Annotated in this window: 17 protein-coding genes; 8 read left to right on the top strand and 9 right to left on the bottom strand. The window is 36.8% G+C overall.

The genetic code is table 11. The features are described from left to right. Positions 1-44 precede the first annotated feature (44 nt). Entirely contained in the window at positions 45-1,868 is a 1,824-nt protein-coding gene (locus tag H4J73_RS11295) for a fasciclin domain-containing protein (protein WP_310649660.1), read from the bottom strand. A gap of 163 nt (positions 1,869-2,031) precedes the next feature. On the opposite strand from H4J73_RS11295, the gene H4J73_RS11290 reads away from it, so the two are divergent. Further along, complete coding sequence (locus H4J73_RS11290) at positions 2,032-2,928, top strand: TIGR01777 family oxidoreductase (RefSeq protein WP_182180934.1); 897 nt, start codon at positions 2,032-2,034, stop codon at positions 2,926-2,928. Position 2,929: 1 nt separating this feature from the next. Here the strand turns inward: H4J73_RS11290 and H4J73_RS11285 are convergent, their stop codons facing one another. From H4J73_RS11285 to H4J73_RS11265, 6 genes are all read right to left on the bottom strand, one after another. Continuing rightward, positions 2,930-3,490, bottom strand: a complete 561-nt coding sequence (locus tag H4J73_RS11285; RefSeq protein ID WP_310649686.1) for a DUF3833 domain-containing protein — start codon at positions 3,488-3,490, stop codon at positions 2,930-2,932. Continuing rightward, positions 3,480-4,031 carry a chalcone isomerase family protein gene (locus tag H4J73_RS11280; protein WP_182223484.1) on the bottom strand — a complete coding sequence of 184 codons (552 nt, stop codon included), beginning with the start codon at positions 4,029-4,031 and terminating at the stop codon, positions 3,480-3,482. The genes H4J73_RS11285 and H4J73_RS11280 overlap by 11 nt, the downstream gene beginning before the upstream one ends. Further along, positions 4,024-4,518, bottom strand: coding sequence for a DUF2878 domain-containing protein (locus H4J73_RS11275; protein WP_182223485.1), 495 nt, complete (start codon positions 4,516-4,518; stop codon positions 4,024-4,026). The genes H4J73_RS11280 and H4J73_RS11275 overlap by 8 nt, the downstream gene beginning before the upstream one ends. Before the next feature lie 447 nt (positions 4,519-4,965). Then, on the bottom strand, positions 4,966-5,163 hold the full coding sequence (locus tag H4J73_RS11270) for a hypothetical protein (RefSeq protein ID WP_182223486.1): 198 nt from the start codon (positions 5,161-5,163) through the stop codon (positions 4,966-4,968). A gap of 131 nt (positions 5,164-5,294) precedes the next feature. Next, complete coding sequence (locus H4J73_RS20535; RefSeq protein WP_259367937.1) at positions 5,295-5,420, bottom strand: hypothetical protein; 126 nt, start codon at positions 5,418-5,420, stop codon at positions 5,295-5,297. A gap of 71 nt (positions 5,421-5,491) precedes the next feature. Further along, positions 5,492-6,283, bottom strand: a complete 792-nt coding sequence (locus H4J73_RS11265) for a PhzF family phenazine biosynthesis protein (protein WP_182180938.1) — start codon at positions 6,281-6,283, stop codon at positions 5,492-5,494. 362 nt (positions 6,284-6,645) lie between these two features. Here H4J73_RS11265 and H4J73_RS11260 point away from each other — a divergent pair, with 362 nt between their 5' ends. From H4J73_RS11260 to H4J73_RS11250, 3 genes are read left to right on the top strand one after another with little or no spacing between them, the layout of a single operon-like run. Continuing rightward, positions 6,646-7,101 carry a cytochrome C gene (locus tag H4J73_RS11260; RefSeq protein WP_182223487.1) on the top strand — a complete coding sequence of 152 codons (456 nt, stop codon included), beginning with the start codon at positions 6,646-6,648 and terminating at the stop codon, positions 7,099-7,101. A 17-nt stretch (positions 7,102-7,118) separates the two neighbouring features. Next, on the top strand, positions 7,119-8,507 hold the full coding sequence (locus tag H4J73_RS11255; protein ID WP_182223488.1) for an MBL fold metallo-hydrolase RNA specificity domain-containing protein: 1,389 nt from the start codon (positions 7,119-7,121) through the stop codon (positions 8,505-8,507). A gap of 11 nt (positions 8,508-8,518) precedes the next feature. Further along, positions 8,519-8,971, top strand: coding sequence for a universal stress protein (locus H4J73_RS11250; RefSeq protein WP_182223489.1), 453 nt, complete (start codon positions 8,519-8,521; stop codon positions 8,969-8,971). 239 nt (positions 8,972-9,210) lie between these two features. On the opposite strand, the gene H4J73_RS11245 is transcribed toward H4J73_RS11250, so the two are convergent. Together H4J73_RS11245 and H4J73_RS11240 are read right to left on the bottom strand one after the other, a co-directional pair. Next, positions 9,211-9,474, bottom strand: coding sequence for a hypothetical protein (locus H4J73_RS11245; protein ID WP_182180942.1), 264 nt, complete (start codon positions 9,472-9,474; stop codon positions 9,211-9,213). 391 nt (positions 9,475-9,865) lie between these two features. Then, a complete protein-coding gene (locus H4J73_RS11240) occupies positions 9,866-11,662 on the bottom strand; it encodes an acyl-CoA dehydrogenase C-terminal domain-containing protein (RefSeq protein ID WP_182180943.1) in 1,797 nt (598 codons plus the stop codon). Between the two features lie 471 nt (positions 11,663-12,133). Between H4J73_RS11240 and H4J73_RS11235 the strand changes: the two genes are divergently transcribed. From H4J73_RS11235 to H4J73_RS11220, 4 genes are all read left to right on the top strand, one after another. After that, positions 12,134-12,796: a nitroreductase family protein gene (locus H4J73_RS11235; RefSeq protein WP_182180944.1), complete on the top strand. Its 663-nt coding sequence runs from the start codon at positions 12,134-12,136 to the stop codon at positions 12,794-12,796. 144 nt (positions 12,797-12,940) lie between these two features. Further along, positions 12,941-13,834, top strand: a complete 894-nt coding sequence (locus H4J73_RS11230; protein ID WP_182180945.1) for a bile acid:sodium symporter family protein — start codon at positions 12,941-12,943, stop codon at positions 13,832-13,834. Positions 13,835-13,944: 110 nt separating this feature from the next. Beyond that, positions 13,945-14,553, top strand: a complete 609-nt coding sequence (locus tag H4J73_RS11225) for a glutathione S-transferase family protein (protein ID WP_182180946.1) — start codon at positions 13,945-13,947, stop codon at positions 14,551-14,553. Positions 14,554-14,592: 39 nt separating this feature from the next. Further along, the gene (locus H4J73_RS11220) at positions 14,593-15,285 is read left to right on the top strand and encodes a crotonase/enoyl-CoA hydratase family protein (protein WP_182180947.1); all 693 of its coding nucleotides are present in this window, start codon (positions 14,593-14,595) and stop codon (positions 15,283-15,285) included. The last annotated feature ends 5 nt before the right edge of the window (positions 15,286-15,290 follow it).

The following is a 15,290-nucleotide window of genomic DNA, read 5'->3' as shown; positions in this document are numbered from 1 at the left end:
GTTTAATCTTTAATCTTTAATCTTTAATCTTTAATCTTTAATCTTTAATCAAGGATAACCGTATCGATAACATGAATAATACCGTTAGTTGTATAAATATCAGAAACAACAATTGTTGCGCCGCCAATCATTAACATACCGGATTCTTCATCGATACTTATCCCAACATTCGTGCCAGATAATGTTGCTAACGTTCGACCATTCGCTGCGTAAGCGTCTAATGAACTTAATGTGACTTCGCCTACTACGTGGGTGAGTAACACCTTGGTTAAAGCAGTTGTATCAGCAAGAAGCGCATTTAGCACTGCGCTATCAATTTTGTCGAACGCGGCATTAGTGGGTGCAAATACAGTAAATGTCTTCGTTTCATCAGCAAGAGTATCGACTAAATTCGCTGCGGTAAGTGCCGTCACTAGAGTAGAAAATGTATCAGGGTCAGCAAGCGCGACATCTACAATAGAATCTGTAGGTGTACCTGACTCTGTTGGCGGCATAATAACGTTATCAATAACATGAATAATACCATTGTCAGCCATAACATCTGCTGTACTGACCTTCGCACCATTAACAAACAGGGTTGAATTGGTAAATGATAAAGCAATTTTATCTCCATTAGCTGCATCTGCCAAATTTGATGACGATTGAGCTAAAGTAATTGCGCCATCGGCTAAAATCTTACCTGGTAGTACGTGGTACAATAAAATATCAGTTAGTTGTGTGGTAGTTAAACTTTCAAGTGTACCTGCAGGTAATTTTGCAAATGCGGCATCAGAAGGGGCAAAAACGGTGTAGTCAGTGTCTAAATCGGCTAAAACGGTATCTAGATTAGTTGCTTGCAATGCTGCAACTAAGGTAGTGAAACTACCGTTAGCTACGGCAACATCAACTAAACTCATTGCTGGTGCAGGTATTTCAACATCACCGACAATGACGGCATCGATCACATGAATAATACCGTTAGTTGTATAAATATCTTTAATAATGATATTTGCCCCACCAAACGTTAACATATCTGTAATTGAATTTATCACTAATGGTATTTTAGCGGTTGATGCTGTCAAGACCATTGCACCATTAAGAGAATAGGCCGTAACAGAATCTACCGCTATTTCAGGCACAACGTGTTGAAGTAATATATTCGTTAATACATCAGTATTATCAAGCAACGTACTTATCGTCGCTTCACCAATAAGCGCAAAAGCAGCGTCTGTAGGGGCAAAAACGGTAAAGGTTGCACTTTCATCAGCTAATACAGCGTCTAAATCTGTCGCTTGTAAAGCCGCAACTAAAGTCGTGAAATTACCATTAGCAATGGCCGTTTCCACAATATTCGTTGTCGGTACAATAACATCTGCAGGCGGCATTAAAACCGCATCTACTACATGAATAATACCATTGTCAGTTTGAATATTTGTCGTAATAACCGTTGCCATATTAACAAGTAAATTATCACCCGATAAAGAAAGTCCCACGGAGTCACCATTGACCATAGTAACCGTTGTTCCTGCCAGACCGATGGCTGTAGCAGCGTCTACTTCACCACTAATAACATGATAAGTGAGAATGTCACTTAACCTGTCTGTGTCGGCTAATAAACCATTAATCGTGTTTTGACCGAGTAATGCAAAAGCACTGTCTGTTGGCGCAAAGACAGTAAAAGAAGCGCTAGTATCAGATAAAACACTGTCTAAGCCGGTAGCCTGAAGTGCCTCCACTAATGTGGTAAAGTTGCCGTTACTAATAGCTGCGTCTACAATAGTTACCTTAGGCTCAGGTAAATCGGGCGTTGCATTAGTATCTTTATCATTACAGGCTTGCAAAAAAACTAAACTTATAATGGCTACACTTAACATTTTAAAATATTTCACTGGGCTTCCCTTATATGCATATTGAATTAATTACCTTTAAACTTACGAGAGAAAAAAACCTGAGGATCATAAAATATTTATAAAAAAAATATAAATATTTTGTAGATCTAAATCGACAAAACACGCGTATGAATTTAGTTGTTTAAATAATTAGGATGTACTTATGAATTTTCTTATTACCGGTGGTACTGGCCTTATTGGTCAAGCATTGATCAAATCTATAAATTTTAAAGACAACACCGTCACGGTGTTGACTAGAAATATAGCAACAGCTTCTTTACGATTAACAAATGACATTAACTTTATTGACGAACTGTCACTTTCAGATATAGAACACAGCGATATTGTTATTAACCTTGCAGGTGAGCCTATTGCGGATAAACGTTGGACAAGAGAACAAAAAAATAAAATTTGTGACAGCAGGTGGAATATTACGGCACAGATAACCCATTTAATTTCTATCGCGCAAAAGCCGCCCCGTGTACTCATTTCAGGGAGTGCTATTGGCATTTATGGTCGACAAAACGATATGCCGATTGATGAAGACTTTTCTGATTTCCATCAAGAGTTTACGCATGATGTATGTGCGAAATGGGAAGAGAATGCACTAGCCGCTATCTCTGCTAAGACTCGAGTTGCCATACTACGTACCGGCATCGTTTTAGATAGGGAGTCAGGTGCGTTAGCTAAAATGATACTCCCTTTTAAATTAGGCGTTGGTGGCAAAATTAGTCACGGTGGTCAATTCATGTCTTGGATCCATCTAGAGGATATGGTTTCGGCAATTATATATATTATCGGCAATAACAACTTATCAGGGCCTATCAATATGACCTCACCTAACGCAGCAACCAATGAAACGTTTTCAAAAGCCTTAGCTAAATCACTGCATCGCCCTTGCATATTAATGACACCTGCTCCATTACTTAAACTTATATTTGGTGAAATGGCAGAGCTGTTACTTTTTGGACAAAATGTAGTTCCACAAAAGCTATTGAATAACGGTTTTACTTTTAAACATAGTGATATTGGACCAGCTTTGACTGATTTATTAAAGTAATTTAAGTCGATGGGCAGCTCTGGTTTATTGTTTCCTTATCAAAAAACAAAGTCACTTCAGCAACTTTAATACCGAATTTAGACATAGACGTTTGATTCATGACTCTATTTTCGTCAAGTTGGTACATCCAATCATCCATAGTAACTTGTGTGATGTCACCGTCTATATTTAATGATAATTCATATTGAAATTGAAAAGCGAACCCTTGATGTTTACCTATAGCTGTACCGACAACATCTTCTGCTGTACCGGTGTAGCTTCCGTCGGCTAATTTAGTTAGTTGCCAATTTCTATAGCTAATTTCACCATCATTAAAATAAAATTTTTCAGCTAATACGCCTTTTTCATCTTTCCATGTGGCATTGATTTCAACACAAAATCGTCTTTTTACTTTATTGGAATAATCTTGGATCATCCCCCAAGCAATAACTTGACGGTCAAAATAAGTTTTTATATCAAATGGTTTATCTACGGCTTTATAGTCATTTAAGACAACAGAGCAACTAGAAATAAGAAAACAGGTTGTCACAAAAACTAAAGATTTCATCAATTTACTCATCATTTTTAATTCCTAATAATTCAAGCCGTAGCTTGGGTTCACTGGTTTTTTCTGATAGCCATATATCTAGAAAAAGTTGACTAAATTCTGGTTGGTTAATTTCACCAATAAGGTTATTGTTAAAATAAAAGACACTTTTGTTATTGTTAACATACAATGACAAACTATCTCCTTCTTCAATATCTGGCCATATTTTATGGAGTATTGGTAAATAAACCGCATATAATTCTGGTTCAACACCCAGATATTGCCATTGCTCAACGGTACGATTGACCAAGTCTTTACTTGAAATACCGATAAGGTAATTGATTTGATAAATAAGCTTATCCTTATCTGTTTGAATAGGATAAATGCCTGTTGTGGTCAATAATTTACTTTTATAAAGGTCCCAAAATAAAAGAGAATATGTGGTTTCGCCAATGGATATATAAGATTGTTCTTGAATAATATTATCTAATGTATTTAACGGCTTAGCTATTGTTTGACCCAATATAAAGTTTTGTAAACTCAAGGTCAGCATTAGGTACACGTAAAGCTTAGGCATAACTCATCTCTCCTTTCATAATTTTACCTTTCAAATAATAAAACAAAATAAACAAACCACCCCACACCAGCGCTAAAACAACATAGGTGATAAACATTGAGTAACCAAAATCAACCACCATAAATTTATAACCAGCAATGTAACTTAACGGTGAAATTAAACCTCCTACGGCCAATTGCAACATTTTTGAAGAGGCTAAAAAATTAAGGCTATGACAAATAGTGGCAGCAAAACTTGCCCACAGCATCATTAACCAAAATGGAATATGAGAAGGTTCAAGAAAAATAAAAAGCGCGAGTTGTTGTAATAAAGAATCAACACTTATACCAATCACACTGACGACTACTATCAGTAAAAATTCTTTGTAATTTTTTGATTGAAAAAAAAGATGTGCAAGCAGCAATAAAAAAGCAACAGGGATAAAATTATTGCCCCAGTAAACCAAGCCAAACCAAGAAACATTAAAACCAATTAAATTAATTAACATAAATCAAACCCACAACTTTATTTTAGTATACGTACAAGTAAAACGATAAGATCTATTCATCACCTATTTAAGCCTTATTTTCAGGTAAAATTATTGAATAACTTACGCGTAACATTTTTTATTAATTTGTTCAGTGAATTAGACTCGCCATATAAACCAAAAATAACGCTGCCGATTCCTTTATACTTGCTCTGCTCTGATTAGCTGAATCTGAGATCATCACTATATTTTAACTAATTGCTGAATTGGCTAACGTTTGCTCTTTAGCCACTGTTGCTAAAAATGTATTCATTTGGGCCAGGCTCGCCATTTCTTGAACATGTTCAGATATAAATTGCACCTGAATGGCAAAAAAGAAAATTGTTTGAACATTTCGTGAAGTTGTTCTAAAGACAAATTAAATTTTATCGCTAAGTGGGCTATTTCTTCATTTTCATTGACCTATAATCATACGGTTAAATCGCCACCATTTTCTGTTAATGCTATTACAGTTTTAGTGAACCTATCAATGGGTTTAAAAATCTTACCCACTAAAATCTGCATAAATGCAAAGCGGTTCAAGACAATAACTACGTCTACAATAATATTTTTATTTATTGCATTAATGATAAGCACATACTGTTTTTTATCTTGTATTTCAGCCACTAAATACCAATAAAATGCATTAGAGACGTGCTAGATATAACATGGTCTCTTCCGTTAATTTCAATATTATAAATAGCGCTATTGTTGATAGAGAGAAATTCGATGCGTTGCCCTATTTATGATTTTGTACCCTAAAGCATAATTGTTCCATGACCTAAAACTAAATACACAGCCCCTAACTTACCAATACGATAATTTTTTACTCGGTTAATCATAAAATCTAGTGAACGTCCGATATCAGCGACAGCGATTCCCAAACCACCCGCCTAGACAAAGTGCAAGTTATAAACTCGTGAGCGTAAACTCTATAAGGACGTTCGCATTCCCGCTAAACCGTAATTTCACCGACTAAGTATTGAATGGCTTTACCTGATATATAAACGTTATCATCTGTTATAAGGCATATTAATTTTCCTCCTCGGGCAGAAGCTTGATAAGCGACGAGTTCTTTTTTGTTTAATTGCTCAGCCCAATAAGGTGCTAAGCCTGTATGAATTGAGCCCGTAACAGGGTCTTCATCTCCACCATTTGCAGGCCAAAAATATCGAGAAACAAAATCATATTTGCTTGATCTTGACGTTACCACAACGTCATAAGGAGCAAGTTGTTTCAACTGCTCACTATCTTGTTCAACGCTAAGTACATCTTCTTCTTTTTCATAAACAACAAAATATGCTTGGTCATTTAATAAAACGTTCACGGGTTTAATCGACAAACCATTCAACAGCCCACTAGGGATTTTATCAACGACTGTAGGTTTTTTATTAGGGAAGCACATTTCGATAGCACCGTTGTTATTTTGTGTCACCGATAAACTGCCCACCGCTTGTGCAAAAAAAGTAATTTTATTCACATCGTTATTATGAGCAAAAATAACAAATGAAGCGGCAAGTGTTGCATGCCCACAAAAGTCAATTTCTGTTATCGGTGAAAACCAACGTATTTCATACTCTTTACTATTGATTTTTTTAACAAATGCCGTTTCTGAAAGGTTGTTTTCAAAGGCAATTGATTGCATAAGATCGCTTGAAAGCCAATTTTCCGTGATAATTACCGCGGCAGGATTACCTTTAAAAAGTTCATCAGTAAATGCATCTATGATATTAATTTTTAATTCCATTGAAAATAATCCTCCTGAGTATTACATGGGCTAATGGTATTATTCAGATACAGGTAAAATAAAGAAAATCATCAGTCCTGCGCTCAATATATAATTTCGCTACTCGTTTATTAGTTATGTCTATTGGGTTGATCTGTATCAATGTTTTTCAACATAAATTAGAGTTATTCATTGAATGTAACTAGACTAAAATTCAGCCTGTTAGTAGATAGTACACAATAAATTTTGTGTGATATTTCTACTAGAAAGACTTTATGAAGTCAAATAGCCTGATTTTATGATTGTTCACTCTTCCCTACAAACAATTAATGAGTGTGGCTATATTTTTTAATCATTGGAACACAAATAACTAAGGATAAACAATGAAATATACGCTCTCAACTTTATTTATCATGATGCTATTAACGTTAGCTAGTTGTGATAAAGGTGCTGATTCCCCGCGAGGCTTTAGCTTGCCTAAAGGTAATATGGAAACAGGAAAAGCCGTCTTTTTAAAATTTGAATGTTTAGCTTGTCATACACTCAAAGGCGTTGAAGACCCAAATGTTGTCAAACAGCTTGATATGTCAATTGTTCTTGGGGGCGAGAAAACTAAAATTGTTACTTATGCTGAATTAGTCACTTCAATCATTAATCCTTCTCATAAATTTTCGCCCCTTCATTTCGCTAAACAAAAAACACCTGAAGGTAAATCAAAGATGAAAGTATTTAATGATGTCATGACCATAAATGAACTTATTGATTTAGTTTCATTTTTACAAAAAAATTACACCTTATCCCCTTATAAGCAAACCAAATATCAGTATTATCCTCAATAGTCATTACAGGAGTTAACATGAATATTAAATTCTTTGGCGCCACTCGAGAAGTCACAGGTTCTTGCTATTTGGTACAAGTAAACACCAAAAACATACTGGTAGAATGTGGTATGTTTCAAGGATCTCATGAGCATGAAAAACACAATCATGATCCCTTCCCTTTTGAGGTAAGTGAGTTAGATGCCGTAATCGTTAGCCATGCCCATCTTGACCACACCGGTCGATTACCCCTACTTATCAAAGAAGGATTTCATGGCGCTATCTATACCCATAATGCGACTGTAGATTTATGTAAAATCATGTTAATCGACTCAGGCTACATTCACGAAAAAGAGGCACGCTGGGAGAATAAAAAGCGCGAACGTAAAGGCTTAAGTTTAGTTGAACCTCTTTATACAACAGCAGAAGCCGAAACTACCTGCCAGTATTTTAAAGGTCTTAGCTATGATAAAGCATTAGAGATATGTGAAGGCGCAGAACTAACCCTTAGGGATGCGGGTCATATTATTGGTTCTGCCATTCTTGAATTAACCCTTGTTGAAAATGGCATTAGCAAAAAGATAGTCTTTAGCGGTGATTTAGGCCATAAAAACGCTCCTATCTTACGTGATCCCTTTATCGTTAAACATGCTGATCTTGTCATTATGGAGAGTACTTATGGCGATAGATTACATCGAAAATGGGATGATACTTGGCAAGAAATGGGAGAAATTATTGCTAAGGCTAAAAGTAGCAAAGGGAATATACTCATTCCTGCTTTTACCGTAGGACGAACGCAAGAATTACTTTATGAATTTAAACAGCATTTCGACCAATGGCAGCTAGGTGACTGGCAAATTTTCCTTGATAGTCCTATGGGGATTAAAGCAACAGCGGTTTACGCAAAACACCATGAGGTTTACGATGCAAAAGCCGAAGATATTAAACAAAAAGATGAGGGATTATTCAACTTACCTAATTTACATATGTCAGAAAAAACTGAATACTCGATGAAAATCAACCAAATATCCTCAGGCGCAATTATTATAGCAGGTAGTGGTATGTGTACAGGAGGCAGGATTAAACACCATTTTAAACATAATATTTGGCGCGAAAGTACCCATGTGATTATTGTTGGCTTTCAAGCAAAAGGAACATTAGGACGATCGCTTGTTGATGGCTGTGAATACATTAAGTTATGGGGTGAAAAAATACAGGTTAAAGCAACTATTCATACCATTGGTGGATTTTCTGCCCATGCTGACCAACAAGGCTTACTCAATTGGTATCAAGGTTGTGAAAATAAACCACCCGTAGTCCTTGTGCACGGAGAAGGTGAAGCTATGGATACACTTGCCCAAAAATTAAAACATCAACACCAAGTCAATGTTACACAAGCAAGTTATAAGCAAAATATTATTATCTAAAGGAGATCATTATGTACAAACATATTTTATTTGCCACAGAACTTACTGAAGATAAAAGCCTTGTCGAAGCTAAGGTAATGGCGTTACAGAAATTAACCCAAGCAAAATTGAGTGTTATTCATGTCATTGAGCCTATACCAAGTGCTTATTATGGCGGTGTATATGGTGTTATTCCTGACATAAACCCTATTGATAATATGAGTACGACAAACGCATTAGAAGAGCGAGCTAAGCATGCCCTAAAGCCATTAACCAAAAGGCTGAATATTCAAGAACAAGACATGCACATACCTATCGGACATACCAGCGGTGAAATATTATCTTTTGCCAAAAAAGAAAACGTTGATTTGATTATAACCGGTAGTCATGGCGTGCATGGTTTGCAATTACTGCTAGGCTCTACCGCGAACGCTGTTTTGCATGGCGCAAACTGTGATGTGCTCGCTGTGCGACATTCAGACTAAAATAGTCGGCCAAAAAGGTGTTTTTTAATCCTGAGTGCTTAACGCCTTTATATAGACGTATATAAAGCGATTTTTTAAGTAGATATATCGTTAATTCATCTGGGGTTAAAAGTTGATGGTCTGAACATTACTGACATCAATATCACCCCATAATAACCGGTTCATATCTAATTAAAGAGGAAAGCTAACGTTATACTTTCCTTTATCATGTCAGTTATACATAACGGGAAAATACGGTGCTAACTGGACTTTCTCTTGGATAAAGTGAAGTTTGCATAAAAAGTTGTCACTACGCCCACAATAAGCGAAAGCATGGCTAAACCGAACAGTGCATTATCTTGAGATTCAAAAGCTAATAAATATAAACTTAGCGTAACCAGAAGTAGACCGACAAAAATAAAAATTTGAGGGTGCGAAATTATGAGTCCCTTAGGATGGATGTTTTTTGCCGTATGCGATTTTGAATGAGCTGAAGCTTTTCGTTTGTGCTTATTTGTTGGCATCACCAAGTCCTCAAGTATTATAATAATATGCTATGGTTACATCTCATTGATGCCCTTTTCATAACAGGTAATTAATTTATACTAATATTACAAAAAATCAAATGATTATATGTAGCTAGAGACTGCTGAATTACTTTATGATGACTTAAAACAACAAAGGTCATTAAAAATGTAGCAAAAAATTTAAATTTGCATGACTATGCCAGGAAGAACTCACTCTTTTTGATAAAGTATTAAGGATTGTTAGCAGAGCTTAACGATTTAACACATCACCTAATTTATTGACGATAATTAAACTGAATAAGTAGATAACTTAACGTTATCGGTTAAGTTATCTACTCTATACCCTAAAAAAGATTTTCTTAAGGTATTTAAATGAACTCAAAACTCATTAAAATACAAATTCTTCACTTGATAAAGCCATCATAGAATCTACGCCGCTTTCGATACAGGCAGCATGGCCCTGGGCACGAGGTAAAATACGTTGAAAGTAAAACGTTGCTGTTTTAATTTTAGCTTGATAAAAGGCTGCGTCTTCACCGCTGTCTTTTAGCTTATTTTGCGCAACAGAGGCCATTTTCGCCCAGAAAAATGCCAACGTAACATAGCCGGCAAACATTAAGTAATCAACGGAAGCACCACCAATTTCATCAGGATTCTTCATGGCTTTTTGCCCGACATCACCCGTGATCATCTGCCATTGCTTAGCGTATGCATTTAACGTATTTACATACTCAGTCATCGCTGGATTATCGGCATTATCTTTTGCAAACATAGCAACGTCGGTCATAAAGGGTTTTAAAATTTGACCTTTACTGCCTAAAATTTTACGGGCTAATAAATCTAACGCTTGGATACCCGTTGTACCTTCATAGATGCAACTAATTTTAGTGTCGCGTAGAAGTTGCTCCATACCCCACTCTTTTATAAAACCATGTCCACCAAATATTTGTACACCATGACTAGTACATTCAAAACCTAACTCCGTTAAAAATGCTTTTGCGATAGGTGTTAGTAAAGCCAACTTGTTCTCTGCATCTGCTTTAGTCTCAGCGTCTTCTGATGCGTGTGTTATATCAACTAATTGTGATAAATAGCTTATAAGTGCTCTACCACCCTCAGAAATAGACTTTTGGGTAAGTAGCATACGACGAACATCAGGATGAACAATGATAGGGTCTGCTGGTCCATCAGGGTTTTTCACGCCACTAATAGAACGCATTTGCAAACGGTCTTTCGCATAAGCTAATGAACCCTGAAATGACGCTTCAGCGGCGGCTGAGCCTTCCATTGCCACACCTAAGCGAGCAGCGTTCATGAAGGTAAACATGCAATGTAATCCGCGGTTCTCTTGACCAATTAAAAAACCTTTTGCGCTATCAAAATTAATAACACAAGTCGCATTAGCATTGATACCCATTTTATGTTCAATAGAACCACAACTCACCGCATTTCTGTCTGCTATCGAGCCATCGTCATTCACATTAAATTTTGGCACGATGAAGAGAGAAATACCTTTACTGCCTTCAGGTGCGCCTGGAAGTCTTGCAATAACAATATGAACAATATTATCTGACAAGTCATGCTCACCCGCTGAAATGAATATTTTTGTACCCGTAATAGCGTAACTGCCATCATCATTGAGTTCAGCTTTAGTGCGCAACATGCCTAAATCAGTACCACAATGTGATTCAGTTAAACACATAGTACCTGTCCAGCTACCCTCAACTAACTTAGGCATAAACTGCTGTTTTTGTTCACTGGTGCCATGAGCTTCAATAGTTGCTTGTGCTCCGTGACTTAAACCTGGGTACATGGCGAAACTATGATTTGCAGACGACATCATTTCACTAATAGACGCGTTAAGAGAATAAGGTAATCCTTGTCCACCAAACTCTTCACTTTGCGATAATGTTGGCCAACCGCCCTCAACATATTGTTGATAAGCCTCTTTAAAACCATCTGGGGTCGTTACTACGCCATCAGTCCACGTACAACCTTGTTGGTCGCCAATCTGATTTAAAGGGGCAATAACTTGTTCTGTAAACTTGGCAGCTTCTGTGATGATAGCATCGACCATATCTTCGCTGGCATCGTCGTAACCTAATTGCTTATAGTGTGTGTCGCAGTCTAATAACTCTTGCATTACAAACTTAATATCACGAACTGGGGCTTTATATTCAGGCATTCTATTGACTCCAAAAAATTCATTATTAAACGTTGATATGACTATTCAACATTATTACTTAACCAAGTGGTCATACCACTGATATTATCGACATGAAATAAATTAGTCAAATGAATTTAATTTATCTCTGACTATTCGATATCCGTATAGTAAAAATTAATACTTCTCTAGAACAATAGCTGAAAAATACCCGCCAACTATACGCATTATGAATAGGGCGTGATAATAATTATTCATTGGCTTTAGAAACATATCAGCCTTAGCATTCTTTCAGCGCTTAAATTGATTTTTACTCTATAACAGATATTATTTATACCTTCTTTTATAAGGAATGGATCACTTCCTTAAACGATTACTATAAGTGCAAGTTCTACTAGCGTTATAGCCAATAACAGATCCACAGAGATTTAGTCAGCCTCATATACTGCTTCACTTTATATGAGGAAAATTTTAAAGTATTAAGGAACATCAATGTCTTTGACCGCAATATTAGAAAAGCGCCATTCAGTGCGTGCTTTTTTGGATACACCTGTAAAGCAAGAACATTTAAATATTATTTTTGCCCAAGCACAAAGTGCGCCTTCAAATTGCAATGTACAACCTTGGCAAACTTGTGTGGTGTCAGGAGCGAAAAAAGAGTCACTTAAAGATGAGTTGACCACGACCGTCATGAGTGGAATGCCACCAAACCCTGATTTCAATTGGTTACCTAAATATGAAGGCATTCATAGAGACCGACAGTTTGGGTCAGCAAATGCACTTTATAGCGCAATTGGTGTTACCCGCGAAGACAAAAAAGGCCGCCAGATAGCCATGTTACGCAACTGGAGTTTTTTTAATGCTCCGCACGTTGCCTTTTTTACGATGGACAAGTATCTCGATATTATGGGCGCTGTTGACCTAGGTATCTATGCACAAACCCTGTCGTTAATTATGGCTGAACACGGTCTGTCTAATTGCATGCAAGGCGCACTAGGACAGTTTCCGGATCCCATCAAAAAAGCCTTGAATTTACCAGAACAACGCGGCATTTTGTTTGGTATGTCGTTTGGTTATGCAGATAAAAATGCGCCCGTAAACAAAACCTGTACTGACCGCGAAGATATTGCTAATGCTGTTAGCTTCTTTAAATAATGACGTAAAGATATACAACAATGAATCGTCGTCCACAATAAGTGGGTGAGTTATATCTAACAGCTTTATCCGTAGTTAACTATGTAAGAAAATAGTTTTATTTAGCCTTTACCCATCACATAACAACGTATACTGAGAGTTAATATGGAAGGTACTGAATTAGTTACACTTGTGAACACACAGGTTGTGCCTATTTGCATATTTTTAATTATGATGGGTATGGGGCTATCGCTTGTCCCCAATGACTTTAAACGTGTAGTTAATTACCCTAAAGCTGTTTCTATTGGCTTAATTAATCAGCTGATTTTATTACCGATTATTGGCTTTAGTTTGGCGCATTTTATGTCATTAGAGCCCGAATATGCGGTCGGCATTATGTTGTTAGTATTATGTCCTGGTGGCACAACGTCTAATATGTTTTCTCACTTGGCAAAAGGTGATGTCGCTCTTTCTGTCACCCTGACAGCCGTTGCTAGTGTTGTTACCGTTTTTAGCATACCTATTGTGTTAAATTTATCGTTAAGACATTTTATGGGAGCAGGCAGTGAGTTTGAGTTACCCATCATTAAAACCATGCTAAGTTTAATCGTTTTAACGATTTTTCCAATTACCATTGGTATGCTAATAAAAGCCCTTGCCCCAAAATTTGCTGACAGTACACAGGTTTATGTATCAAGATTTGGTATATTGTTTTTAACATTACTGCTGATTTTCTTAACCTATATTCAACAAGAAATTGTTGTTGAGGCATTTATCGCCGCGGGTCCCGTTTCGCTGATCCTCAATCTATTAACGATGGCACTAGGATATTACTCCAGTAAGTTTTTTAAATTAAGCCCCGCACAAACATCATCAATCACCCTTGAAGTAGGTTTGCAAAATAGCACTTTATCCATGTTTATGGCCTTAACGCTGTTAGCAAATTATAAAATGTCATTCGCTCCTGCGATTTATACGCTGGTTATGCTATTTACTGCCGGTATTCTTGTTAGGTTTTTACGTTCGAAATATCATCTGAGAGAGCAAAGCCTTAACTGAAAGTATGATAAAGTAGCATAATATCTCTTAAGGTAGAAAGTTAACCTTATGATTAAAGAACACTTATTCATTAACTTTATGCAAATGAATTAAAAAGGAAAAATGTAAACATGATTACTATTCATCATCTTAATAAATCACGATCTAAACGTGTTATTTGGTTGTTAGAAGAGCTTAAAATGCCTTATAACATTGTTGAGCATCAACGCGATCCGAGCACTAACTTAGCGCCGGAGAGTTTGAAATTAATTCATCCACTCGCAAAAGCGCCGATTATCGTTGATGGTGAGGTTACTTTATGTGAGTCGGGTGCGGTAATGGAATATATTATCAACCATGCAACATCAACTAGCTTAAGACCCGCTATAGACAGCAGTGAATATTATCATTATTTAGAATGGTTGCATTTCGCCGAAGGATCGTTAAGTTTACCGGTAATAACAACATTGTTGATGTCAATGGAAACGCGCGATGCCGCCAAGCCCCTCGACGGTTATATTGCTAAAGAAAACCATCTTGATTTTTCATATATCGAAAATACTTTACGCTCAAGACGTTATTTTGCTGGTGATTCTTTTAGTGCTGCTGATATTATGATGGCTGTGATACTCGAGATTGCAGAAAGTCTTGGTTTATTAGAAAATAAAAACAACACTAAAGACTATCTCGTAAATATGAGACAAAGACCTGCTTATCAAAAAGCGGCACAATTTGGCTAAAAGCTAGTTTTATCAATGTAGACAACTATAGGAAAGAACATGGAATTAATCGATTTTGAACTCAATGAAAACATTGCAACGATCACCTTAAAAAATGGCAAGGTTAACGCGATTTCTCATCAAGTAATAACCGAAATAAATAGCGCACTAGATCAAGCTGAAGCAGCAAGTGCAGCGGTTATATTAACGAGTCAACCGGGGATATTCTCAGGTGGTTATGACTTAAAAACGATGAAAGAAAGTTCTGACTCAGCTGTCTCTTTGGTTACTGCTGGCTCAACACTTACTCGACGTATGTTGTCCTTTCCTTTTCCTATTATTGGTGCTTGTACTGGCCATGCTATCGCTAAAGGCGCCTTTTTATTACTCAGCTGTGATTATCGCATCGGCAGCATAGGATCATTTAAAATAGGACTTAACGAAGTGGCTATTGGTATGACGATGCACCAAGCCGGACTTGAGTTAGCACGAAATCGTGTGCCTATTAACTACTTAACTCGCTCGGTGATCAATGCTGAGTTATTTGATCCCCAAACAGCTGTCTTAGCGGGTTTTCTTGACACGCTAGTTGAACCTGAAGCATTAATGGCGACAGCAAAAGCCGCAGCGACTCAATTATTAACCCTTAACATGACAGCACACCATGGCACCAAGTTAAGAGAAAGAAAGCAAATATTAACCGCATTAGATGCTGCAATAGCGATAGATTCGACCATGACCCTCGATCTATAGTTAAC

Source organism: Colwellia sp. MB3u-41 (genome assembly GCF_014076845.1).
Classification (GTDB): Bacteria; Pseudomonadota; Gammaproteobacteria; order Enterobacterales; family Alteromonadaceae; genus Colwellia_A.
This window is presented reverse-complemented; position numbering and strand designations above follow the sequence as displayed.

Excerpts from the sequence above, each read along its gene's own strand:
- H4J73_RS11280 (WP_182223484.1), bottom strand. The coding sequence starts at position 4,031 with ATGCCTAAGCTTTACGTGTACCTAATGCTGACCTTGAGTTTACAAAAC.
- H4J73_RS11255 (WP_182223488.1), top strand. The coding sequence starts at position 7,119 with ATGAATATTAAATTCTTTGGCGCCACTCGAGAAGTCACAGGTTCTTGC.
- H4J73_RS11275 (WP_182223485.1), bottom strand. The coding sequence starts at position 4,518 with ATGTTAATTAATTTAATTGGTTTTAATGTTTCTTGGTTTGGCTTGGTT.
- H4J73_RS11235 (WP_182180944.1), top strand. The coding sequence starts at position 12,134 with ATGTCTTTGACCGCAATATTAGAAAAGCGCCATTCAGTGCGTGCTTTT.
- H4J73_RS11230 (WP_182180945.1), top strand. The coding sequence starts at position 12,941 with ATGGAAGGTACTGAATTAGTTACACTTGTGAACACACAGGTTGTGCCT.
- H4J73_RS11240 (WP_182180943.1), bottom strand. The coding sequence starts at position 11,662 with ATGCCTGAATATAAAGCCCCAGTTCGTGATATTAAGTTTGTAATGCAA.
- H4J73_RS11245 (WP_182180942.1), bottom strand. The coding sequence starts at position 9,474 with ATGCCAACAAATAAGCACAAACGAAAAGCTTCAGCTCATTCAAAATCG.
- H4J73_RS11220 (WP_182180947.1), top strand. The coding sequence starts at position 14,593 with ATGGAATTAATCGATTTTGAACTCAATGAAAACATTGCAACGATCACC.
- H4J73_RS11290 (WP_182180934.1), top strand. The coding sequence starts at position 2,032 with ATGAATTTTCTTATTACCGGTGGTACTGGCCTTATTGGTCAAGCATTG.
- H4J73_RS11285 (WP_310649686.1), bottom strand. The coding sequence starts at position 3,490 with ATGATGAGTAAATTGATGAAATCTTTAGTTTTTGTGACAACCTGTTTT.
- H4J73_RS11265 (WP_182180938.1), bottom strand. The coding sequence starts at position 6,283 with ATGGAATTAAAAATTAATATCATAGATGCATTTACTGATGAACTTTTT.
- H4J73_RS11260 (WP_182223487.1), top strand. The coding sequence starts at position 6,646 with ATGAAATATACGCTCTCAACTTTATTTATCATGATGCTATTAACGTTA.
- H4J73_RS11225 (WP_182180946.1), top strand. The coding sequence starts at position 13,945 with ATGATTACTATTCATCATCTTAATAAATCACGATCTAAACGTGTTATT.
- H4J73_RS11250 (WP_182223489.1), top strand. The coding sequence starts at position 8,519 with ATGTACAAACATATTTTATTTGCCACAGAACTTACTGAAGATAAAAGC.